The 23,905-nt window shown below is 71.0% G+C and carries 15 protein-coding genes and 1 pseudogene; 8 read left to right on the forward strand and 8 right to left on the reverse strand.

Annotated features, from left to right (window positions below; all coding sequences use genetic code 11):
• Window positions 1-379: 379 nt before the first annotated feature.
• The 5 genes and pseudogenes from ACFVTC_RS36625 to ACFVTC_RS36645 all read left to right on the forward strand — a co-directional run bounded on the left by ACFVTC_RS36625 (window position 380) and on the right by ACFVTC_RS36645 (window position 8,357).
• Window positions 380-3,271, forward strand: coding sequence for a nitrate- and nitrite sensing domain-containing protein (locus ACFVTC_RS36625; RefSeq protein WP_390133147.1), 2,892 nt, complete (start codon window positions 380-382; stop codon window positions 3,269-3,271).
• Window positions 3,268-3,708, forward strand: coding sequence for a roadblock/LC7 domain-containing protein (locus tag ACFVTC_RS36630; RefSeq protein WP_153291761.1), 441 nt, complete (start codon window positions 3,268-3,270; stop codon window positions 3,706-3,708). The genes ACFVTC_RS36625 and ACFVTC_RS36630 overlap by 4 nt, the downstream gene beginning before the upstream one ends.
• A gap of 9 nt (window positions 3,709-3,717) precedes the next feature.
• On the forward strand, window positions 3,718-4,113 hold the full coding sequence (locus ACFVTC_RS36635) for a DUF742 domain-containing protein (RefSeq protein WP_168527102.1): 396 nt from the start codon (window positions 3,718-3,720) through the stop codon (window positions 4,111-4,113).
• A 24-nt stretch (window positions 4,114-4,137) separates the two neighbouring features.
• A pseudogene (locus ACFVTC_RS36640) lies at window positions 4,138-7,771 on the forward strand (hydantoinase B/oxoprolinase family protein).
• Window positions 7,752-8,357, forward strand: a complete 606-nt coding sequence (locus ACFVTC_RS36645; protein WP_390133150.1) for an ATP/GTP-binding protein — start codon at window positions 7,752-7,754, stop codon at window positions 8,355-8,357. The pseudogene ACFVTC_RS36640 and the gene ACFVTC_RS36645 overlap by 20 nt, the downstream one beginning before the upstream one ends.
• A gap of 118 nt (window positions 8,358-8,475) precedes the next feature.
• On the opposite strand, the gene glpK is transcribed toward ACFVTC_RS36645, so the two are convergent.
• The 5 genes from glpK to ACFVTC_RS36670 all read right to left on the reverse strand — a co-directional run bounded on the left by glpK (window position 8,476) and on the right by ACFVTC_RS36670 (window position 14,655).
• Entirely contained in the window at window positions 8,476-9,996 is a 1,521-nt protein-coding gene (gene glpK, locus ACFVTC_RS36650; protein ID WP_390133152.1) for a glycerol kinase GlpK, read from the reverse strand.
• Between the two features lie 13 nt (window positions 9,997-10,009).
• Complete coding sequence (locus ACFVTC_RS36655) at window positions 10,010-10,750, reverse strand: MIP/aquaporin family protein (protein ID WP_390133154.1); 741 nt, start codon at window positions 10,748-10,750, stop codon at window positions 10,010-10,012.
• A gap of 535 nt (window positions 10,751-11,285) precedes the next feature.
• Window positions 11,286-12,911 (reverse strand): EAL domain-containing protein, encoded by a 1,626-nt coding sequence (locus tag ACFVTC_RS36660; RefSeq protein WP_390133156.1) that lies wholly within the window; start codon window positions 12,909-12,911, stop codon window positions 11,286-11,288.
• Between the two features lie 99 nt (window positions 12,912-13,010).
• A complete protein-coding gene (locus ACFVTC_RS36665; protein ID WP_390133158.1) occupies window positions 13,011-14,201 on the reverse strand; it encodes a lipid-transfer protein in 1,191 nt (396 codons plus the stop codon).
• 28 nt (window positions 14,202-14,229) lie between these two features.
• Complete coding sequence (locus tag ACFVTC_RS36670; RefSeq protein WP_390133179.1) at window positions 14,230-14,655, reverse strand: Zn-ribbon domain-containing OB-fold protein; 426 nt, start codon at window positions 14,653-14,655, stop codon at window positions 14,230-14,232.
• Between the two features lie 316 nt (window positions 14,656-14,971).
• Between ACFVTC_RS36670 and ACFVTC_RS36675 the strand changes: the two genes are divergently transcribed.
• Window positions 14,972-15,505, forward strand: a complete 534-nt coding sequence (locus tag ACFVTC_RS36675) for an NUDIX domain-containing protein (RefSeq protein ID WP_390133160.1) — start codon at window positions 14,972-14,974, stop codon at window positions 15,503-15,505.
• A 28-nt stretch (window positions 15,506-15,533) separates the two neighbouring features.
• On the opposite strand, the gene ACFVTC_RS36680 is transcribed toward ACFVTC_RS36675, so the two are convergent.
• Window positions 15,534-17,900: a TIM-barrel domain-containing protein gene (locus ACFVTC_RS36680; protein WP_390133162.1), complete on the reverse strand. Its 2,367-nt coding sequence runs from the start codon at window positions 17,898-17,900 to the stop codon at window positions 15,534-15,536.
• A 213-nt stretch (window positions 17,901-18,113) separates the two neighbouring features.
• Here ACFVTC_RS36680 and ACFVTC_RS36685 point away from each other — a divergent pair, with 213 nt between their 5' ends.
• Together ACFVTC_RS36685 and ACFVTC_RS36690 are read left to right on the forward strand one after the other, a co-directional pair.
• Entirely contained in the window at window positions 18,114-20,081 is a 1,968-nt protein-coding gene (locus tag ACFVTC_RS36685; protein ID WP_390133164.1) for an acetoacetate--CoA ligase, read from the forward strand.
• 247 nt (window positions 20,082-20,328) lie between these two features.
• The gene (locus tag ACFVTC_RS36690) at window positions 20,329-21,222 is read left to right on the forward strand and encodes a hypothetical protein (protein ID WP_390133166.1); all 894 of its coding nucleotides are present in this window, start codon (window positions 20,329-20,331) and stop codon (window positions 21,220-21,222) included.
• Between the two features lie 75 nt (window positions 21,223-21,297).
• Here ACFVTC_RS36690 and ptsP read toward each other — a convergent pair whose 3' ends face one another.
• Together ptsP and ACFVTC_RS36700 are read right to left on the reverse strand one after the other, a co-directional pair.
• Window positions 21,298-22,968, reverse strand: a complete 1,671-nt coding sequence (gene ptsP, locus ACFVTC_RS36695) for a phosphoenolpyruvate--protein phosphotransferase (protein WP_390133168.1) — start codon at window positions 22,966-22,968, stop codon at window positions 21,298-21,300.
• Between the two features lie 77 nt (window positions 22,969-23,045).
• The gene (locus ACFVTC_RS36700) at window positions 23,046-23,495 is read right to left on the reverse strand and encodes a PTS glucose transporter subunit IIA (RefSeq protein ID WP_153291774.1); all 450 of its coding nucleotides are present in this window, start codon (window positions 23,493-23,495) and stop codon (window positions 23,046-23,048) included.
• Window positions 23,496-23,905: the final 410 nt, after the last annotated feature.

Raw genomic sequence — 23,905 nt, forward strand, 5'->3', positions numbered from 1 at the left:
GGCTGCCCGGCTTGCGCTGCTTTACGCCGCCTGGACGCGTCATGCGACCCCTGTGGCCGATTCCGCCCCCATCTCCCATACAGAAAGACGAACGGAGTGCCCCGAAGATTCCCAACCAGCGAAAAAATCCGGCCAACTGACCAAGTCCGCCGGTCCGATGCGATTCGCTCACGCGTGCCGGAATCAGGGAGGCAATCTCCCCCAATGGACGGACAACTGCCCATCCCCGGTTCCCGCGAGCGCGTAGGTTCAGCGACCTTCACGCCGGGCGGCCGCCCGGACAGCCCTTCGAGTTACCTGTGAGTCAGTAGTAGGCTCACGCCGTTTGTTGACGCACAGGTGTGCCCCCGGGCCGGAGGGGGCCGAGCTGGGGGAGGCCATGCGCTTTCGCGGGAAGTCCATCCGCCGGAAGATCGTGGCGCTGCTCCTCGTGCCGCTCCTCTCCCTGACGGGTATCTGGGCCTTCGCGACGGTCATCACCGGGCGCGAGGCGAACCAGTTGTTCCACGTGTCCGACGTCGTCGAGAAGATCGGCTACCCCACCGAGGACGCCGTCGGCGTCCTCCAGCAGGAGCGCCGCCAGACCCTCGTGTATCTCGCCGATCCCCGCGCGTCCGACGCGCTCGAGGCGCTGCGGCACAGCCGGACCGCCACCGACCGGGCCGTGGCGAAGGTCCGCGGGAACGCCAAGAGCGACGGCATGCCCGAGGAGATGGGCGCGGGCACCGCGGAGCGCCTCACCATCATGCTGGACGCCCTCGACGGCATCGACTCGTTGCGCCGCAGCGTCGAGGAGGGCACCGTCGACCGGGCCCAGGCCCTCGACCTCTACAACCGTCTCGTCGACCCCTGCTACACCCTGGTCTCCAACCTCCACCTCGTCGACAACGTGGAGATGGACAAGCAGGGCCGCGCCCTCGTCAACATCGACATCGCCCGCGAGCTGCTCTCCCGGGAGGACGCCCTCCTCGGTTCCGCGCTGGTCGCGGGCCGCGTCACCGGAGACGACATCCGTGACATCTCCGATCTCGTGGCCCAGCGCACGCTGCTCTACGACGTCAGCCTGCCGCTGCTGCCCGACTCGGAGAGCGAGCGCTACGAGAGCTACTGGAAGAACGCCGACACGGCACCCCTGCGTGTGGCCGAGCAGGCCGTCGTCACCTCCCCGGCCGGTTCGCCCCACGGCGTCACCGCGAAGAGCTGGGACCGGGCCGCCGGCCATGTGCTCGACGAACTCGGCGACCTCGACAACAGGGCGACCGACCGCTACCACGACCGGATCCGGCCCGTGGCCACGGGCGTCGTCGTCAAGGCGGCCATCGCGGGCGTCCTCGGGCTCGTCGCCCTGCTGGTCTCGCTCATCATGTCCGTCCGCATCGGCCGGAGCCTCATTCGCGACCTGGGCCGACTGCGTCTGGAGGCCCACGAGGCGTCCGGCGTCCGGCTGCCCAGTGTGATGCGCCGGCTCTCGGCGGGTGAACAGGTCGACGTCGAGACCGAAGCCCCGCGCCTGGAGTACGACAGGAACGAGATCGGCGAGGTCGGCCAGGCCCTCAACACCCTCCAGCGCGCCGCTGTCGAGGCCGCGGTCAAGCAGTCCGAACTCCGCGACGGAATCTCCGAGGTCTTCGTCAACCTCGCCCGCCGCAGCCAGGTCCTGCTCCACAAGCAGCTCACCCTCCTCGACACCATGGAACGAAAGACCGAGGACACCGACGAACTCGCCGACCTGTTCCGCCTGGACCACCTGACCACGCGTATGCGCCGGCACGCCGAGGGGCTCGTCATCCTCTCCGGCGCCGCCCCCTCCCGGCAGTGGCGCAAGCCCGTTCAGCTCATGGACATCGTCCGGGCCGCCGTCGCCGAGGTGGAGGACTACGAGCGCATCGAGGTGCGCCGGCTGCCCCGCGTCGCCGTCACCGGGCCGGCGGTGGCCGACATCACCCACCTCGTGGCCGAACTCCTGGAGAACGCCACGGTGTTCTCGCCCCCGCACACCGCCGTGCAGGTCATCGGCGAACGCGTCGCCAACGGCTTCACCCTGGAGATCCACGACCGCGGCCTCGGCATGGCGGCCGAAGCACTCCTCGACGCCAACCTGCGGCTCGCCGAAACCCCCGAGTTCGAGCTCTCCGACACCGACCGGCTCGGTCTTTTCGTCGTCAGCAGGCTCGCCCAGCGGCAGAACGTGCGCGTCTCCCTCCAGCCCTCCCCGTACGGCGGCACGACCGCCATCGTCTTCCTCCCCGACGCGCTGCTCACGGACGACGTCCCGGACACCAACGGCATCGGCTTCCGCCTCGACCGCATGCTGCCCTCGAAAGAGGGCAAGGTCGAGGCGGACCGCAAGGCGGCACTGTCCGAGGTCCCGGTGCGTCTCCCCGGTCTGCCCGCCTCGATCCTGGACGGCCCGGTCGAACTGGAGGCCCCGGTGGAGCTGGACGCCCTCAGCGGGTTCCCGGACGCCCTCGACGAGGACACCTCACAGGACGGTCTGTTCGGTCCGCGCCGCTCCATCGCCGGCGGACCGGTCGAGCACCACCAGCCGGTCCGTGAGGAGCAGGACGAGACGGCCCGCGCCGGAGACGACCGTCCGGGCGCCCCGGTGCCGCTGCCGCGGCGCAGGTCCCCCAAACTCGTCAGCTCGCACGGCCGTCCCGTGACCCGGACACGGCCCCGGCGCGGCGAGACGGACGAGCGGACCGCCGAGGCTCCGGAACCGGCCAAGGGCCTGGAGCCGGTGGAACTGCTCGGTGTCGCCGGCGCGGCCGACCGCGAGAGCGCGAAACCGTCGGCCGTCCGGCGCGCCGATCGCACCGACACCCCCGCGCGTCGCAACGGCGAACGCGCCCAGGGCGCGGCGCCCCGCTCCGGCGTTCCGGGCCCCCGGTCCGAGACGCCTGGCCCCGGCCAGGCGTCATCCGCGCTTCCCAGACGCACCCGTCGCGCTTCCCCGACGGGCACGGCGGGGACCGGCCCGAGCCCCGACACCACGGCCGAAGGGGCGGAACCGGCTACGGGCCCCCTGCCCCGCCGCGTCCGGCAGGCGCATCTGGCCCCGCAGTTGAAGGACGGCCCCGAGCGGCGCGGGGAGCGCGAGGGGGCCGGCGCCGTCCGCGGGCCGGATCCCGCCGAACGTGACGCCGAAGAGGTTCGCAACCGGATGGCCTCGCTCCAGCGCGGCTGGCGGCGCGGCCGCGAGGAGAACGCCGCGGGCGACCAGGCCCAGGACGGCACAGCACCAGGAACCACAGAGGGGGACGGCCGATGACCGCGCCGAAGACAACAGGACCCACCGAGACCGGCACGGCGTCGGGAGAGCTGAACTGGCTCCTCGACGATCTGGTCGACCGCGTCGCCAGTATCCGCAAGGCGATCGTGCTCTCCGGCGACGGCCTGCCCACCGGGGCGTCCAAGGACCTGACCCGGGAGGACAGCGAGCACCTGGCCGCCGTCGCCTCCGGCTTCCACAGCCTGGCCAAGGGGGTCGGACGACACTTCGAGGCCGGTGGCGTCCGGCAGACCGTCGTCGAACTCGAGAACGCCTTCCTCTTCGTCACGGCCGCCGGCGACGGCAGCTGCCTCGCCGTGTTCTCGGACGCCGACTCCGACGTCGGGCAGGTCGCCTACGAGATGACACTCCTGGTGAAGCGGGTCGGCGCACATCTGGCCGCCGCTCCGCGCACCGATCTGCCCTCCGGCGGGTAGTGGGATGGCATGAGCGGAGACGGTCAGGGAACAAGCCACTGGTTCGACGACGACGCCGGACCGGTGGTCCGGCCCTATGCCATGACGCGCGGCCGCACCACCAGCCCGGCTCAGCATCGCCTCGACCTGATCGCCGTGGTCGTCGCCGAACCCCACGCGGACGACCCCGAAGCGGACCACAGCCTGTCCCCGGAACACGTGGACATCGTGGAACTCTGCCGCGACACGCCCCAGTCGGTCGCCGAACTCGCCGCCGAGCTCGACCTGCCCATCGGAGTGGTACGGGTCCTGATCGGTGACCTCGTGCACGAGGAAATGGTCCATGTGACACGTCCCGTACCCCCTGCCGAGCTGCCGGACGAGAGTATTCTGCGCGACGTGATCAACGGCCTCCGAGCGCTCTGAGCTGGGCGGAAGCGGGGAACATAAGTGACTGGCTGGCAGTTCTGGGTCGATCGGGGCGGCACTTTCACCGACATCGTCGCGCGACGCCCGGACGGCCGTCTGCTCACGCACAAACTGCTGTCCGACAATCCCGCCCGGTACACCGACGCGGCGGTGGCTGGCGTACGCCAACTCCTCGGCGACGACGGCCGGGATCCCCGGGACACGCCCGTCGACGCCGTCCGTATGGGCACCACCGTCGCCACCAACGCCCTCCTGGAACGCAAGGGAGAACGCACCCTTCTCGTCATCACCCGCGGTTTCCGGGACGCCCTGCGCATCGCCTACCAGAACCGCCCGCGCATCTTCGCCCGCGCCATCGAACTGCCCGAGCTGCTGTACGAGCGCGTGATCGAGGTCGACGAGCGGATCGCCGCCGACGGCACCGTCCTGCGTGCCCCCGACCTCGAGGCCCTCGCCGTCCCCCTCCAGGAGGCGTACGACTCCGGCATCCGCGCCGTCGCCGTCGTCTGCATGCACAGTCACCTCCACCCCACCCACGAACAGGCCGTCGGTGAACTCGCGACCACGGTCGGATTCCCGCAGATCTCGCTGTCCAGCGAGGTCAGCCCGTTGATGAGGCTGGTCCCACGGGGCGACACGGCGGTCGTGGACGCGTACCTGTCTCCGGTGCTGCGCCGCTACGTCGAGCACGTCGCCGACGAACTCCGCGGTGTGCGGCTGATGTTCATGCAGTCCAACGGAGGACTCACCGAAGCCGGCCGGTTCCGCGGCAAGGACGCCGTCCTGTCCGGGCCCGCGGGCGGCATCGTCGGCATGGCCCGGATGTCGCGGCTCGCCGGCTTCGACCGCGTCATCGGCTTCGACATGGGCGGCACATCCACGGACGTCTCGCACTTCGCGGGCGAGTACGAACGCGTCTTCACCACGCGGATCGCCGGGGTCCGGCTGCGCGCGCCCATGCTGGACATCCACACCGTCGCCGCCGGGGGCGGCTCGGTGCTTCACTTCGACGGCTCCCGCTACCGCGTGGGACCCGACTCGGCCGGCGCCACTCCCGGCCCCGCCTCCTACCGCGGTGGCGGCCCGCTCACGGTCACCGACGCCAACGTCGTGCTCGGCCGCATCCAGCCCGCGTACTTCCCCCAGGTGTTCGGCCCCGACGGCGACCAGGCCCTCGACGACACCCTCGTCGCCGGCCGGTTCGGCGCTCTCGCGCGCGAGATCCGCGAGAAGACCGGCGACGACCGCACCCCGGAGCAGGTGGCCGAGGGATACCTGCAGATCGCCGTGGCCAACATCGCCAACGCCGTCAAGCGGATCTCGGTCCAGAAGGGCCACGACGTCACCCGGTACGCACTCACCACCTTCGGCGGCGCGGGCGGTCAGCACGCGTGCATGGTGGCCGACTCGCTCGGCATCCGCACGGTCCTCGTCCCGCCCATGGCCGGTGTCCTCTCCGCCCTCGGCATCGGGCTCGCCGACACCACGGCCATGCGCGAGCAGTCCGTGGAGGCACCCCTCGAACTCTCCTCGATGCCCGGCGTGCTCGAGACCGCCGACGACCTGGAGGGCGCGGCGCGTGCCGAACTCCTCGCCGAGGACGTGCCAGGGCACCGCATCCGCGTCACCCGCCGCGCCCAGCTCCGCTACGACGGCACGGACACGGCGCTCACCGTCGAGCTGACGCGGCCCGACACCATGACCCGGGCCTTCGAAGAACTCCATCGCGCCACCTACTCCTTCACCCTCGAACGGCCGGTCGTCGTGGAAGCCCTGTCCGTGGAAGCCACCGGTCTCACCGAACCCCCCGATCTCTCCGCCCTCGGCACCCCTACCGCCGCCCCCGCCGTGCCGGAGACGGTCAGCCTCCACACCGGTGGTGTCCGGCGCGACGTGCCCCTGCACCGCCGCGACCGGCTGCCCCCGGGGCAGACCGTCACCGGACCCGCGATCATCACGGAGTCCAGCGCGACGACCGTCGTCGACGACGGCTGGCGGGCCGCGGCGACCGACGACGGGCATCTGCTCATGGAACGCGTGGCGGTTACGCAGAGTTCCGATCCGGGCACGGAAGCGGACCCGGTCCTCCTGGAGGTCTTCAACAACCTCTTCATGTCCATCGCCGAGCAGATGGGCGCCCGTCTGGAGTCCACCGCCCAGTCGGTCAACATCAAGGAGCGCCTGGACTTCTCCTGCGCCCTCTTCGACCCCGACGGCAGCCTGGTGGCCAACGCACCCAACATCCCGGTGCACTTGGGCTCCATGGGCACCAGCGTGCAGGAGGTCGTCCGGCGGCGCGGTGGCAGCATGCGGCCCGGCGACACGTATGCGGTCAACGACCCGTACCACGGTGGCACCCACCTGCCGGACGTCACCGTGATCACCCCGGTGTTCGACACGGAGGGTGACCGGATCCTCTTCTACGTCGCCTCACGCGGCCACCACGCCGAGATCGGCGGCATCGCGCCGGGCTCCATGCCCGCGGACAGCCGCACCATCGACGAGGAAGGCGTCCTCTTCGACAACTGGCTGCTCGTCGAGAACGGCCGGTTCCGCGAGCCGGAGACACTGGCCCTGCTCACCGGGGCGCCCTACCCCTCGCGCGATCCGCGGACCAACCTCGCCGACCTGCGCGCCCAGATCGCCGCCAACCAGAAGGGCGTGGACGAAGTCGCCCGCATGATCGGGGAGTTCGGGATCGACGTCGTACAGGCGTATATGCGCCATGTGCAGGACAATGCCGAGGAAGCCGTGCGACGCGTCATCGACGCACTGGACGACGGCGAGTTCGCCTACGAGACCGACTCGGGGGCCGTCATCCGGGTCAGCGTGCGGGTGGACCGCCGCGAGCGCTGCGCGACCATCGACTTCACGGGTACGTCCGCGCAGCTCACCACCAACTTCAACGCGCCCTTCTCCGTGGTCGACGCCGCGGTCCTGTACGTCTTCCGCACCCTGGTCGACGACGACATCCCGCTCAACGAAGGCTGCCTGCGTCCTTTGAACATCGTGGTGCCGCCCGGCTCGATGCTCGCCCCCGAGCCCCCGGCCGCCGTGGTCGCCGGCAACGTGGAGACGTCCCAGGCGATCACCGGAGCGCTGTACGGAGCCCTGCGTGTGCAGGCCGAGGGCTCCGGCACGATGAACAACGTCACGTTCGGCAATGAACGCTGCCAGTACTACGAGACCGTGGCCTCCGGATCGGGCGCCGGTGACGGCTTCCCCGGCGCGTCCGTCGTGCAGACCCACATGACCAACTCGCGGCTCACCGACCCCGAGGTGCTGGAATGGCGACTGCCGGTCCGGCTCGACGAGTTCGCGGTCCGGCACGGCAGCGGAGGCCGGGGACGCTGGAACGGCGGGGACGGCGCCGTGCGCCGGATCCGTTTCCTCGAGCCGATGACCGTCTCCACGCTCTCCCAGCACCGCCGGATGCCGCCCTACGGCATGGCGGGCGGCGGGCCGGGGGCACTCGGCGCGGGCCGGGTGGAACACGCCGACGGCACGGTCACCGAACTTGGCGGAAGTGCTACGACGGATGTCGGCCCCGGCGACGTACTCGTCATCGAGACCCCCGGCGGCGGAGGCTACGGCCCACCGCCGCACGACCCCCCAGCAAGCAGGAGTAGAGATCGATGATCTTCGGGCGTACTGAGCGCGGCAAGCCTCCGGTCGAGCCCGTCACGCTCAAGATCCTGGTGGCCGGCGGTTTCGGCGTGGGCAAGACGACCCTGGTCGGCGCGGTCAGCGAGATCAAGCCGCTGCGCACCGAGGAGGTGCTCACCGAGGCGGGCCGGCCCGTGGACGACACCAGCGGCGTGGAGGGCAAGAACACCACCACCGTCGCCATGGACTTCGGCCGCATCACCCTCCGTGAGGACCTGGTGCTGTACCTCTTCGGGACGCCCGGACAGGACCGCTTCTGGTTCCTGTGGGACGAACTGGCCACCGGTTCGCTCGGTGCGATCGTGCTCGCCGACACCCGGCGACTGGAGGACTGCTTCGCCGCCGTCGACTACTTCGAGCGGCGTTCCATTCCGTTCGTGATGGGGGTCAACTGCTTCGAAGGAGTGGCCCGCCACCCGGTCGAGGAGGTGCGGCAGGCCCTGGACCTCGACGACGACGTGCCGCTCGTCCTGTGCGACGCACGGGACCGGGAGTCGGCCAAGGAGGTGCTCATCGAGGTCGTCCAGCACGCGCTGGCGACCACGGCCGCCCGACGCGAACCGGTCACGACCTGACCCGGACCCCTGGGCGGCGCGGTGGACACGGCCCGTACCCCCGCCGACCGGGGTACGGGCCGTGGTCCCGCACGCGCGCGTACGCCTCACGCGGGCCACGCGCGCGTGGACCTCGTTCTCAGCCGACGTCGTCCGTGTGCCAGCCGAAGCTCTTCTCCACCGCCTTGCGCCAGTTGTGGTACTCGCGGTCGCGTACGGAGGACTCCATGGCCGGTGTCCACTCGACGTCCTTCTGCCAGTGCGACTTCAGTTCGTCGAGGTCGTTCCACACTCCGGTGGCGAGCCCGGCCGCGTAGGCCGCTCCCAGGCAGGTCGTCTCGGAGACCTTCGGGCGGATCACGGGCACGCCGAGGACATCCGCCTGGTGCTGCATCAGCAGATTGTTCTTGGTCATGCCGCCGTCCACCTTCAGGGTGGTGATCTGCACCCCGGAGTCCTGGAACATGGCGTCCACCACCTCCCGGGTCTGCCAGCTCGTCGCCTCCAGGACCGCGCGGGCGAGGTGCGCCTTGGTGACGTACCGGGTCAGGCCGGTGACCACACCGCGGGCGTCGGAGCGCCAGTACGGGGCGAACAGACCGGAGAACGCGGGCACGATGTAGGCGCCGCCGTTGTCCTCGACGCTCGCGGCCAACGGCTCGATCTCGTCGGCGCTGCGGATGATGCCGAGCTGGTCGCGGAACCACTGCACCAGGGCGCCGGTGATCGCGATCGACCCCTCGAGGCAGTAGACGGGCGCCTCACCGCCGATCTTGTAGCCCATGGTGGTGAGCAGCCCGTTCTTCGAGGGGACGGGCCGGTTGCCGGTGTTGAGCAGCAGGAAACTGCCCGTGCCGTACGTGTTCTTGGCCGTCCCCACGTCGTAGCAGGCCTGCCCGAAGATCGCCGCCTGCTGGTCACCGAGCGCCGACGCGACGGGGACGCCCGCGAGCTGGCCCACGGCGGTGCCGTACACCTCGGCGGAGGACCTGATCTCGGGCAGTACCGCTTCGGGGACGTTCATCGCGGAGAGGATGGACGGGTCCCACTGGAGGGTCTCCAGGTTCATCAGCATGGTGCGCCCGGCGTTGGTGACGTCGGTGACGTGCCGTCCGCCGTTCGTGCCGCCCGTCAGGTTCCAGATCAGCCAGGAGTCGATGGTGCCGAAGGCGATCTCGCCGCGTTCGGCACGCGCGCGCAGGCCCGGCACGTTGTCCAGCAGCCAGGCCGCCTTGGGCCCGGAGAAGTAGCTGGCCAGCGGCAGGCCGGTCTGGTCGCGGAAACGGTCCTGGCCGTCCGTCCCGCCCAGTTCGTGGCAGAGCGCGGAGGTCCGGGTGTCCTGCCAGACGATCGCGTTGTGGACGGGCTTGCCGGTGGCGCGGTCCCACAGGACCGTCGTCTCGCGCTGGTTGGTGATGCCGAGCGCGCTCAACTGGTCGGCGCGCAGACCGGCCTTGGCGATCGCGCCCGCCACCACCGCCTGCACCTTGGACCAGATCTCGGTGGCGTCGTGTTCCACCCACCCCGGCTTGGGGAAGATCTGGCGGTGCTCGCGCTGGTCGACGGCGACGATCGCGCCACCCCGGTCGAAGATGATGCAGCGGCTCGATGTGGTGCCCTGGTCGATTGCGGCGACGTACTTCTCGGCGTTGTCCGTCATGACGTCCCCTTCGTCAGAAGGCTGCGTTGTAGATCGCGGCCCCGATGGCGGCACCCGCGATCGGGCCTACCACCGGGATCCAGGAGTAGCTCCATTGCGAGGTGCCCTTGTTGGGAATCGGCAGCAGTGCGTGGACGAGGCGTGGTCCCAGGTCGCGTGCCGGGTTGATGGCGTACCCGGTGGGGCCGCCCAGCGAGAGGCCGATACCGACGACCAGGAACGCGATGAGCTGCACCGGTAGTCCCGCGTCGCCGATCCCCGCCACGTGCCTGTGCCCGCCGACCATGGCCAGAATGGGCAGCATCAGGCCGGCGGTGGCGATGGTCTCGGTGATGAGGTTCTGCACCGGGTTGTCGATCTCGGGCCGGGTCGAGAAGATGCCCAGCGTCTCGATGGCGTTGTCCTCGTCCGCGTTGAGGTTGAACTGCCCGAGGTAGAGCAGCCAGCAGAGCGTGGCGCCGATGGCGGCGCCGGCGAACTGCCCCAGGACGTAGAAGGGCACGTCCTCCCACTTGGTCGTGCCCTCGATGGCGAAACCGATGGTCACGGCCGGGTTGAGCTGTCCCCCGGACAGCGGTGCGGCGGTGTACGCGCCGGCGAGCACGCCGAATCCCCATCCGAAGGCGATGACGACCCAGCCGGCGCCCTGCGCCTTGGACTTGTCGAGTGTGACGGCGGCGCAGACGCCCGCGCCGAACAGGATCAGAATCGCAGTGCCGATCAACTCGCCGACGAATATGTCGCCGTTGCTCATGGCGGCTCCTAGGCCTCGCCCGGAGCGGACCGCCCCGGGCCACCGTGCAGGGTGCGTTTCCCATGGCCACTTCAGCCGAGGGCAGGGAGGTCCCACGCCCCGCCCGGCGTCCGTGACGAGCGTGCCGTCGCAGCGGAATCGCCCGTGGGGGACGGCCTTCGGTACAGGTCGGGAACCCGGGCGGCGCGGTGCCTGGAGACGCCCGAATGCGGCGATGCCGACTGACACCCGGAAGTGTTCACCGGTGCCCAGGGGGCGTCAAGGTCGGCGACGGGAACGGTTGAGGGCCTTGAACGAGCCAAGATCTACACGCGACACGGGGCTCCCGGCCCCCTCGTCAGGGGGCGACCGCCCCCGGAGCACCGCCCGTCGCAGGGCTCCCGTGTCTCCCCGCGCCACGCGGCTTCGGTGTCCCCGCCCGACCACGCCGTTCCGGTGTACCCACGCTTCATGCGGGTCCCTTGTCCCCGCGATTCACCCGGTACCCGGCCGTCGCACCCACCCGTGCGAATCGGTAGGCGCGGGCCCATGCCGCTCAGCCCGCCTGCGCCTGCGCCGCGCCCGAACCGCGGCGGACCTCATGGCCCGGCAGACCCGCACACCCCAGCACCCAGCTCGCCCCGCTCAGTGACTTCGCCGCCTGCTTGAGCGGTGCCAGACAGGCAGCCGCCTGCCGGTGGTCGCTCACGCTTCCCGGCGCGCAGAGGATCGTGGCCAGTGACAGCGTGACGGGCCGGCCGCCCGCCGACCAGGGCGCGTCGAGCACGGAACTGGCCAGTGGGTCGAGCGTGTCCGGGTCCGCCAGGACCAGAAAGTCGTCCCCGCCGATGTGCCCCACCCGGGTCGCCTCGGACGCCGCGAGCTGCAGAGCCCGCCCGACCGCGCGGATCAGTTCGTCGCCCGCCGCGAACCCCGCGCCGTCGTTGACCTGCTTGAAATGGTCGACATCGAGCCAGCTGAGCGCGAACACCCGGCCGTGCGCGATCCGCCGGTCCACCTCCGTGGTGATCACGTCCGAACCGGGCAGGCGCGTCAGCGGGTTGAGCCCCGCCGCCTCCTCGACCCGGCTCTCGGAGAGCGCTCGTACGAGATCGGCCAGGCGTACGACCCCCACGCACCGCCCGTAGCGGTCGACGACCGCCACGTCGTCGGACGTACGGTCCCGTTCCCCGTCCGCCACCACGTCGAGGACCTCCCACGCGGTGGCGTCCACGCCGACCGTGCGCGGCGGATCCCCGAGCTTGGCGGCCGGGCGGTCGGCGTACAGCGCGTGCCCGTAGGGACCCGACATGGAGAGCAGGAATCGTGACCGGTGGACCGAGCGGACCGGGATCCCCGCGGAGTCCACGAGCAGCACCCCGGACACGTCGGGCGACCCGGTGAGCAGCGCGCGTACCCGTCCAGCGGACGCTGTCGCGGGCAGCAGTGCGGCGGGCCGCACGAACTGCAGCACTGAAGGCCCGGACGGGGGCGTCTGGGCGACGCCGGGGGAGAGGGCCGGAACGTATACGTCCGCCGCGGGCAGCCGGGCGGGCGGCGCGAACAGGTCGCCCTGCGCCAGTTGAGCGCCCGCCGACACCGCGGCCGCGCACTGCAGCTCCGTCTCGACGCCCTCCACGGACAACAGCGCGCCCAACTGCTCGCACAGCGTGCGCATCGCCCGCACGGCCGCGGGGCGCGCCAGCAGGGACACGTCGAGCTTCACCAGCTCGGGTGCGAGATCCGTGAGCAGGCGCAGCGGTACGTCGCCGTCGCCCACGCCGTCCGCGCAGATCCGGAAGCCGTCGCCGCGCATCGTGGCGACCGCCTCCAGCAGGGCGTGCTGCGGCACATGCGTGTACGGAGGCCCGATGTCGACCGTGACCTCCCACGGCAGCCGCCCGGCCGCGCGGACCGCACCGCGCAGCGCCGCGAGTCCGCCGAGATCGGCCAGGGTCCCGGCGAACACGTTGACGTGCAGGGGCAGGGTGGTCCCCTTGCGGGCCGCCGACTGGATCGCCAACGCGGCCAGCCGGCCGTCGAGTTCGGGATCGCGACGGGCCTGCGCGAGGATGTCCCCGGCCTCCGGGCGGGCGAGTATCTCCAGCGCCGCGACCCCTCCGGTCGTCAGGTTGACGACCGGCTGGAAGGCGAAGCGGACAGTATCCGTCCAGGAGGGCACGGAAGCATACTGGCGCCGTCCGCGCACACCCGGGCGCGATTCACGAGCTGTTCACGCGGGATTCCCGACTCGTCACAGAGAGTGCGCAGATCTGCCGGCTCAGCGGACGGCGACCACCGACGACCCGTGTCCGAACAGCCCTTGGTTCGCGGTGATCCCCACGCGTGCTCCCCTGACCTGCCGGTCGCCCGCGTGGCCCCGCAGCTGCCAGGTCAGCTCGCACACCTGGGCTATGGCCTGCGCCGGTACGGCTTCACCGAAGGAGGCCAGGCCGCCGCTGGCGTTGACCGGTATCCGGCCACCGGGCCCAGTGGCCCCTTCCCGCAACAACTTCGCCGCCTCGCCCTCCGTGCATAGCCCGAGATCCTCGTACCACTGCAACTCCAGCGCCGTGGACAGGTCGTACACCTCGGCCAGCGACAGATCCTCCGGGCCGATGCCCGCCTCCTCGTAGGCCGCCCGCGCGATCGAGGCGCGAAAGGTGTCCGCCGCGGGGTCCACCGCGGCCGCGGAGTCCGTGGCGATGTCCGGCAGATCCAGCACGGTGTTGGGATAGCGCGGCGTCACCGTCGACACCGCGCGGATCCGCACGGGGTCGGCTGTCCCGTGCCGTCGTGCGAACTCCATGCTCGACAGCACCAGGGCGGCTCCTCCGTCGGAGGTCGCGCAGATGTCGAGCAGCCGCAGCGGATCGGCGACGACCGCGGAGCCGGCCACCTCCTCGGCGGTGACCCTCTTGCGGTACCGCGCGTTCGGGTTCAGCGCCCCGAAGGCGGCGTTCTTCACCTTGACCTGCGCGAAGTCCTCCAGGGTGTCTCCGTGCACGGCCATCCGCCTGCGCGCGTACAGCCCGAAGTACGTCGGATTCGTCGCCCCGAGGACACGGAACCGCAACCAGTCGGGATCGTCCGGCCGGTCCCCGCCCGCCGGACGGAAGAACCCCTTGGGCGCCGCGTCCGCGCCCACCACGAGCACCAGGTCCGCGAGACCCGACAGGATCTGCGCCCGCGCGGTGCCGACGGCCTGCGCCCCGGAGGCGCACGCCGCGTACACGCTCGTCACCCGTGCTCCCTGCCAGCCGAGCGCCTTCGCGAAGGTCGCGCCCGCCACGTGTCCGGGGTAGCCGCCGCGCACGGTGTCCGCGCCCACGACCGAGTCCACGTCACGCCAGTCGACCCCCGCGTCGGCCAGCGCCGCGCGGGCCGCCGCGACCCCGTACTCGACGAAACCGTGTCCCCACTTGCCCCAGGGGTGCATGCCCGCGCCGAGCACCGCCACCTCGCCGCTCATGTCGTCACCCCCGTGCCCCGCATGCTCCTCATGCCGTCACCCCCGTCGGCCGCCAATGCCATGTCGTCCACGTCGTCTCCTCGTCCTCGTTCAGCACACCGGGGACGACCTCCACCTCCATGCCCACCGCCAGATCGACGGTGGAGACACCGGGAACCGTCTGACCGAGTACGACGATCCGCTCGGATTCCAGCTCCACAGCGATCAACGCGTAGGGCTCCCAGGAGAGTTCCGGATCGGTCACATACGGTGACGGTGGCCGGTACCTGCTGTCCGTGTAGGACCAGATGCGACCGCGCCGGGAGAGCGGGACCTCGTCGAGGTCTCCGCCCGGGCAGCCGGGATTGCGGCAGAAGCCGTCCTCGCGGGGGAAGAAGACCGAGGCGCACGCCGAGCAGCGCGTACCGATCAGATGGAACCCGTCCCCGTCTCCGGCGAACCACCCGGCGACCACAGGTGTGTGCGTACGCGACAAGACCCCTCCATGGCGTGGATCTGACGGAACGTCAGAAGTGTGTCACGGGCAACGGAAAATGGGCAGCTCCGGAAGAGAACCACGCGGACCTCCGGGGCGTCGGAGTACAGGAAGGGCGGCCGGGGCCCACGGGGGTGGTTCCGGCCGTCCTTCCGGCAGTGACGCCCGTCCCGCGGCGAAACGGTCGAGCGAACCGGTCGCTCGACACCGGCCTCGAAGGCCCCCGGCTCATCACATACGGACCGAGGACGGAGGCGCCCGAAGCCGGGGCCGGGTGATCGGCTACAGTCCCGGCGTGTCCGAAACCCCGCACCCGCCCGCCGACTTCGCCCCGAACTCGCACTGTTCGAGTTGCGGAGCACCCTACGGAGAGGGCATCTCCGACTGGCCCCGCACCTGCGCGGCCTGTGGCACCGTCGCCTACCGCAACCCCTTGCCGGTCGCGGTGGCCCTGCAGCCCGTCTACGACGCGCAGGGCACCGCCCTGGTCGTCATCACCCGGACCATCGCCCCCGCGCGCGGGGGCATCGCATTGCCCGGAGGCTTCATCGACGACCGGGAGGACTGGCGGCACGCCGTCGTCCGGGAGCTCAGGGAGGAGACGGGCATCGACGCCGCCAGCCGCGAGGTACGCCTCGCGGACGCGATGAGCTCTCCCGCCGGCCACCTGCTGCTCTTCGGCCTCCTCCCGGAGCGCCCGGCGACCGACCTGCCGGCCTCCGCGGCCACGGACGAGACCGAGGGCTGGCACCTGCTGCGCCGACCGGCCGAACTCGCCTTCCCGCTGCACACCCTGGCGGCCGGGGCATGGTTCGAGGGACGGTACTGAAGGGACTCGCGGGGCCCCACGGGGCCCTTCAGAGCGTCCCGAGACCCCGTATCCGAACGGGACGCCCCGGCTCGCTCGCGCCGTTGTCCCCCTCCCGCCGGACGACCACGTGCTCTCCCTCCCAGCGCGTCACATAGCGTTCCACCTCGGGCTCGTCCCAGCCGTCGCCCCCGTCGGGCACCACGAGGCCACCACCGGCCCGCCCGCGCGCGGGAGCCCACACCTCCAGCTCCAGAGTTCCGTCGTCGCCCCGGACGGGCAGAACGGCACCCGCGCGTGCCAGGACCGGAATCCGCGACAAGGGGGCGTCGAGCAGCACCTGGGCCGGCCCCTCGTGGACCTCTTCGGTGACGGTGTCGTACCAGCGCCCCCGCGGCAGCTGGACGGCACGCCGGTCTGCCCCGTGGTCCAGCACCGGCGCCACGAGGAGACAGTCGCCGAGCAGGAAGGTGTCCTCGCAGTCGCGCAGCGCCCGGTCCTCGGGCGCCCCCCACCACACCGGACGCACGTACGGCGCTCCGGTACGGGCCGCCAGATGCGCGAGCGTCAGGAAGTACGGCAACAGCCGCCGCCGCTCGACGAGCGCCACGCGCGCGTGCTCAAGAACGTCGGCACCGAACTCCCAGGGCTCCCGGCGCCCCGCCCGCAGACTCGCGTGCGTACGGAACAGCGGGAGATACGCGCCGAGCTGGAACCACCGCAGATACAGCTCCGGCGACGGACTCCCGTCGAAGCCGCCCACGTCAGGACCCGAGTACGGCACCCCGGACAGGCCGAGCCCCAGCACCAACGACAGCGACGCCCGCAACCCGGGCCAGCCGGTGGCCACGTCCCCGGACCAGGCCCCCCCGTAGCGCTGCATTCCGGCCCACCCCGAGCGTGAGAAGAGGAACGGTCGCTCCTGGGGGACCAGTTGGCGCAGACCCTCGTACGCCGCACGTGCCATCCCCAGGGCGTACACGTTGTGCGCCTCACGATGGTCACCCCCGCGGCCCTCCAGGGAGTGCCGCGCCGACCGCGGCAGCGTCGACTCCCCGAAGGCCGTGAACGACGTCGGTTCGTTCATGTCGTGCCAGAACCCCGCGAAGCCCTGTGCGAGCCGCTCCTCGTAGAGACCGCCCCACCACTGCCGCACGCGGGTGTCCGTGAAGTCCGGATGGACCGAGTCCCCGGGCCACACCACGCTGCGCACGGGCCGTCCGGTGGCATCCCTCACGAAGGCGTTCTCGGCGACGCCGCTGTCGTACACCGCGTTGCCCGGCTCGGCCTTGACGGCCGCGTCGACGATCGACACCAGCCGGATACCGTCACGACGCAGATCCCCGGCGAGCGCCGGCAGTTTCGCGAAGCGCTCCCGGTCGACCGTGAACACCTGGTGCGCGTCGTAGTGGTCGATGTCCAGATGAACCGCGTCGAGCGGAAGATCACGCTCCTGGTAGCCCGCGACGATCCGCCGCACCTCCTGCTCGCTGCCGAAGCCCCAGCGCGCGTGATGGTGCCCCAGCGCCCAGGCGGGCGGCAGCGCGGGGGCCCCGGCCAGCGACACCCAGGCGTGCAGCACGCGCGCGGGAGTGCCCACTATCACCCAGCAGCGCAGGGGCCCGCCGTCCATCCGCAGCTCGCACGTCCCGGCCCGGTCGTGTCCGGAGCCCGCACCCTCCTCGCCCTCGCGCAGAACCACCGTGCCGTCCCACGAGGAGTCGTGGAACACGAGATGGGTGGCAGCGTCGGCGACCACCATCTGCACGGGCATGGTGATGTACAGCGGGTCGTCGCCGGGCGTGAAGGCATGCCCCGGATCGGTGTTCCACAACCGGTACGTACCGTCGCGCAGCCTGGGACCCGCCGCCCGCCCGCCCAGACCGAAGAACCGAGCGTCGGCGGCCACTTCCGAACGCTGCATCCACCGTGCCGCGCCCCCGCCGACCGGCTCCCACCAGCGGGGCGGCAGATCGCGGCGCAGGATCACCCCGCCAGGGGTGCGCACCTCGACGGCGCCGTGCCGCGAGACGACGACCGTCACCCGTTCGGCCACCACCCGCCACCCGCCGTCCTTGTCGGGCTCCAGGACGGCCCGCGGGTCCGGCTCCGGACAACGGCCGGCGAGCCCGTACGAGGGCTCCGGACCGACACCGTCCCAGCCCCAGAACACCGCGCCGCTCACCGCGACCATGATCCGCAGTTCGGATCGGCTGAACCGGACGACACCACCGCCGGGCCCCGGTTCCACGGCCTGCACCGGGCCCGGCACCCGTGCACGCTCGGCCCCCCGTCGCGGCAGCCCGGCGGCATCCGCACGCCGCCTGCGCCATGCGGCACGCACGGTCCGCAACCCTTGGGCCGCCCCCGTCGAACCGACCGCCTTCACCGAACGCACCAGGTCACGACCATCCATGCTGCTCACCCTGCCATTGCCTCCATCGAACGGGTGAGTCGTTCAACTTCCGTTCACCCGTGGTGAGGGCACATCTTCACGTCGCCGACTATGTGTGGCGCGCCCTGGTGCTGAAGTCGATCACATGGCATCGTCCGTGTCAGCCGCGCGACGCGCACACCCCAGCTCGTGCGCGACCGACGCACACGACGCGCACAGTCCGGGAGCCGCCCCATGTCCACCGCGAACCCCTCACCGCTCTGGCAGCCCGCTCCAGAGCGCATCGCCCAGGCACAGATCACCAAATTCCAGGCATGGGCGGCCGAGCACCACGGAGCCCCGTCCCACGGCGGCTACGCGGCACTGCACCGCTGGTCGGTGGACGAACTGGACACCTTCTGGAAAGCCGTCACCGAGTGGTTCGACGTAGACTTCTCGACCCCCTGCACGCGGGTGCTCGGCGACCGGTCGATGCCTGGCGCGGAATGGTTCCCCGGAGCGACCCTCAACTACGCCGAGCACGCCCTGCGCGCGGCCGCGACCCGCCCCGACGAACCGGCGCTCCTCCACGTCGACGAGACCCACGAGCCGACCCCCGTTAGCTGGTCCGAGCTGCGCCGCCAGGTCGCCTCCCTGGCCGCCGAGCTGCGCGCCCTCGGCGTACACCCGGGCGACCGCGTCAGCGGCTATCTCCCGAACGTTCCGCAGGCCGTGGTCGCCCTGCTCGCCACGGCCGCCGTGGGGGCCGTGTGGACCTCCTGCGCCCCCGACTTCGGAGCCCGCAGCGTCCTCGACCGCTTCCAGCAGGTCGAACCCGTCGTGCTCTTCACGGTCGACGGCTACCGCTACGGCGGCAAGGAGCACGACCGCCGCGACGTGGTCGCCGAACTGTGCGGCGAACTGCCCACCCTGCGCGCCGTCGTCCACATCCCGCTGCTCGGCACCGAGGCCCCCGAAGGCGCCCTGGACTGGTCCACGCTGACCTCCGCCGATGTGGAGCCGGTCTTCGAACCGGTGCCCTTCGACCACCCCTTGTGGGTGCTCTATTCGTCGGGAACCACCGGACTGCCCAAGGCGATCGTCCAGTCCCAGGGCGGCATCCTCGTCGAGCACCTCAAGCAGCTCGGGCTGCACTGCGACCTGAGCACCGAGGACCGCTTCTTCTGGTACACGTCCACCGGCTGGATGATGTGGAACTTCCTCGTCTCGGGCCTGCTCACGGGCACCACGATCGTCCTGTACGACGGCAGTCCCGGCTACCCGGACACCGGTGCCCAATGGCGTATCGCGGAACGTACGGGAGCGACCCTCTTCGGTACGTCCGCCGCGTACGTCATGGCGTGCCGCAAGGCGGAGGTGCACCCCGCCCGCGACTTCGACCTCACGCGCGTGCGGTGCGTCGCGACCACCGGCTCGCCGCTGCCGCCCGACGGATTCCGCTGGCTGCACGACGAGGTGGGCGAGGACCTGTGGATCGCCTCGGTCAGCGGGGGGACCGACGTGTGCTCCTGCTTCGCGGGAGCCGTGCCCACCCTCCCGGTGTACATCGGCGAGCTCCAGGCGGCGGGACTCGGCACCGACCTCCAGTCCTGGGACCCCAGCGGCAAACCCCTCATCGACGAAGTCGGTGAACTCGTGGTCACCAACCCGATGCCGTCCATGCCCATCCGCTTCTGGAACGACCCCGACGGCAGCCGGTACCACGACAGCTACTTCGACACCTACCCCGGAGTGTGGCGTCACGGCGACTGGATCACCCTCACCTCGCGGGACTCCGTGGTCATCCACGGCCGATCCGACTCCACGCTCAACCGCCAGGGCGTGCGCATGGGTTCGGCCGACATCTACGAAGCCGTCGAACGCCTCCCCGAGATCAAGGAGTCGCTCGTCATCGGCATCGAACAGCCCGACGGCGGCTACTGGATGCCCCTCTTCGTCCACCTCGCCCCCGGAGCCGCACTCGACGAAGCCCTGCTGAAGCGCATCAAGCAGACCATCCGCGAACAGCTCTCGCCGCGCCATGTCCCCGACGAGGTCATCGAGGTCCCCGGCGTCCCTCACACGCTCACGGGCAAACGCATCGAGGTCCCGGTCAAGCGCCTCTTGCAGGGCGCTCCTCTGGACAAGGCGGTCAACGTCGGCTCCGTGGACAACGTCGAACTGCTGAGGTTCTACGAGGACCTGGCCCGCGAGCGCGGCTGACCGGCTTCCGCGGCCAACCCGCTCGGGCGGCCGCGGACCCGCACCGTCCGCCCGGCCCGGCACCGATCCACCCGCCGTCACCGCGACGGTCGAGTCGCGTCGGCGCCTGGACCGTCCCGGGCGCCTCCGCCCCCGTGACGTGCTTGTTCCCTCGCAGAGCGGCCCGCGAGCACCTTGCCCGCGGGCCGTTGTCAGTGCTCCCGGTTACTGTGAGTGAGCATTGATCGACTGTGCACAGGGGGAAACAATGGCGCACACGGAACACCAGACCATGCGACGCGTCCTGCGCCGTGAGATCGCCGGCACGATCGGTCTGCTGACCGACGCCCACGACTTCACGGCGATGCGGCGCTACCGCACCTTCACCTTCGACGACCACACGGCCTACCTCCAGCAGGTGGAATCCCTGCTGCGGACCCTCTCCGCCCAGGGCAGCCACACCACGGTGGCACTCTTCGACCCCGAGGAGTACGCGGAGTTCTGCGTCCACAACGGACTGGAACCCGACGCCGCCGCCAGCCGCACCCGCTTCACCGCCGAACTGGCCGCCACCGGCTCCACCGTTCCGTACCAGGGCCAGCCCCTCGCCGACCTCGTTCCGGACCTGATCGACGAAGCCGTCCGCAAAGCGACCTGGGAGTACGCGACGACACTCCTGGCCCGCGTCGGCAACTGCGCGTCCTGCGGCGAGGACATCGGACGCGCGTCCTTCGCCCGGGCCTCCCGCCTCCTCGCCCGGGTCCTCGACACCGCGGGTCCCGGCGAGCGCCACCTCGTCTGCAGTGTCTCGACACCCCCCGAACCACTCGTCGCCGCGCTCCGGGCCCACGACGACGCCGGGGGCACCGCTCTCCTCGACGAAGCCGAAGCCCTGGAATTCACCACGGTCCTCGCCCTGGGCATCGCCACCCGAAGCGCCGGCGGTCTCGTCATGCGCACCACCGCCCCCGGCACGGCCGACCGCGTCTACGGATGGCGCCTGCGCGCAGACGGACTGGAACCCCTCACCGCCGGCGAGGTCTTCGACGCCTACTGCACCGACGTCGCGTCCGGAGACCTCGTCTCCCCGGAATCGGGCGTCGACTACTGCGTACCACCCGACCTCGGACCCGAAGCGGGGACGACGGACCACACCCACTGAAGGAAGGCGAAGGGGCGCCCCACCCGCAGGTGGAGCGCCCCTCAGCAGACGGCCCTCGCTCGGCGAGGAGCCACGTCACTCGCCCGAGAGCACCGCCTGAGCCGCCGTGCGCGCCTCTTCGGCCGTATCCGCGGCACGTGCGGCCGCGGCCGCACGTTCGCACTGCGCGAGCGTGTACTTGGCGAGCGCCGCCCGGACGTAGGGAATCGACGCGGCACCCATCGACAGGGAGGTGATCCCCAGACCGGTCAGCACACACGCGAGCAGCGGGTCCGACGCGGCCTCACCGCAGACGCCACAGCTCTTGCCCTCGGCCTTCGCCGCCTCGGCGGACAGCGCGACCAGGTCGAGCAACGCAGGCTGCCACGGGTCCTGCAGCCGGGACACCGCGCCCACCTGCCGGTCCGCGGCGAAGGTGTACTGCGCGAGGTCGTTCGTGCCCAGGGACAGGAACTCGACCTCCTGGAGGATCGACCGCGCCCGCAGGGCGGCCGACGGGATCTCCACCATGGCACCGAACTTCGCCCGCAGTCCGGCGGCACGGCACGCGTCGGCGAACGCCTTGGCGTCGATGCGGTCCGCGACCATCGGAGCCATCACTTCGAGGTGGACCGGCAGTCCTTCCGAAGCCTTCGCCAGCGCCGTCAGCTGCGTGCGCAGCACGTCGGGGTGGTCGAGCAACGTGCGCAGACCCCGCACACCCAGCGCCGGGTTCGGCTCGTCGGCAGGAGTCAGGAACTCGAGCGGCTTGTCCGCGCCCGCGTCCAGCACCCGCACCACGACACGTCCCTCGGGGAACGCCTCGAGCACCTGCCGGTACGCCTCGACCTGCTTCTCCTCCGAGGGCGCCTGCTTGCTGTCGTCCAGGAAGAGGAACTCGGTACGGAACAGGCCGACGCCTTCGGCCCCGGCTTCCACGGCGGCCGGCACGTCGGACGGTCCACCGACGTTGGCCAGCAGTGGCACCTTGTGCCCGTCGGAGGTGGCACCCGGACCGGTCGACACGGACAGTGCCGCCTTGCGCTCCGCGGCCGCGGCCCGCAGCTGTGCCTTCTTCTCGGCACTCGGCTCCACGAAGATCTCACCGGTGCTGCCGTCCACGGCGATCACGGTGCCCTCGGCGAGTTCGCCGGCGCCGGGCAGCGCGACCACGGCGGGTACACCGAGCGCCCGCGCCAGGATCGCGCTGTGGCTGGTCGGCCCGCCTTCCTCGGTGACGAAGCCGAGCACGAGAGTGGGGTCGAGCAGCGCCGTGTCCGCGGGGGCGAGGTCACGGGCGATGAGTACGTAGGGCTCGTCACTGTCCGGGACACCCGGCATGGGCACGCCGAGCAGCCGGGCGACAATACGGTTCCGCACGTCGTCGAGGTCGGCCACACGACCGGCGAGGTACTCACCGGCACCCGCCAACAGAGCCCGGTACGAGGCGAACGCGTCGTAGACCGCGCGCTCGGCCGTGCTGCCGACGGCGATCCGCCGGTCGACGTCCGCCATCAATTCGGGGTCCTGGGCCATCATGGCCTGCGCCTCGAGCACGTGCTGGGCCTCGCCGCCCGCCAGATTGCCGCGCGCAGTGAGGTCGGCCGCAACCGCCTCGACGGCCTTGCGGGCACGCCCCTGTTCGCGCTCCGCGTCCTCCGCCGGGATCTGCTTGGCAGGCGGTTCGAGGACCGCCGTTCCCATGTGCCGAACCTCGCCGATCGCCACACCGTGGCTCACGCCGACGCCTCGCAGCGTTGTCTCCATCTCACCCGTCTCCGATAGTGCGGCGGGTCCCGCCGCCGCGGTGGTTGTGCGATGTGCCGTCGCGGACGGCACGGAGGTCACTGCCAGGCGAAGAGAGTGTCGCCGGACTTCACGTCGCCGTCCTCGCGGACCTCGGAGAGGGAGTCGGCCGTGGCCTCGAGCGCCACGACCGGGCAGATCGGCGACTTGCCGGCCTGCTCCACGGCGGCCGGGTTCCAGCGCAACACGGCCTGACCGCGCGTGACGGTGTCTCCCTTGTTCACGAGCAGCTCGAAGCCCTCGCCGTTGAGCTGCACGGTGTCGATGCCCAGGTGCGTGAGCACGCCGTGACCCTGTTCGTCGACGACGACGAAGGCGTGGGGGTGGAGGGAGACAATCACCCCGTCCACGGGAGCGACAGCCTCCGAGGGCTCACGCACGGGATCGATGGCCGTGCCGGGGCCGACCATCGCCCCGGAGAAGACGGGATCCGGTACCGCGGCGAGTCCGATGGCGCGTCCTGCAAGAGGGGACGTAACGGTGGTCATGGGAAGCCTCCCAGAGGTGGAGATTCATGAGGGGCCGTCACTGCCTGTCCGGGACGGCGCACTGTTTGAGCAGGGTATGTCATATGAAGTGCCGGTTCTGCACGAGAGGTTCGGGTTGACAGACGTAGAGCACGGCGCAAACGATTTGCGCCCGCTCCGAGGCCCCCTGTACAGTCGTACTCCTGCTTGAGGCTGAGCGGCGCGTCCAAGCGTCGTTGCCTGGCAGCACCCAACTTGTCAGATCCTATCTCGGGGTCTCCTTCCGCATGTCTGCAGGATGGTGGTCAGGGAGACGGAAAATCGCTGATAGTGTTTGGACCGCCGGAAAGGGAAACGCGAGAGCGGAAACCTGGAAAGCGCCGAGGAAATCGGATACGGAAACGGTCTGATAGAGTCGGAAACGCAAGACC

This window comes from Streptomyces sp. NPDC057950, from assembly GCF_042887295.1.
GTDB lineage: Bacteria > Actinomycetota > Actinomycetes > Streptomycetales > Streptomycetaceae > Streptomyces > Streptomyces kaempferi.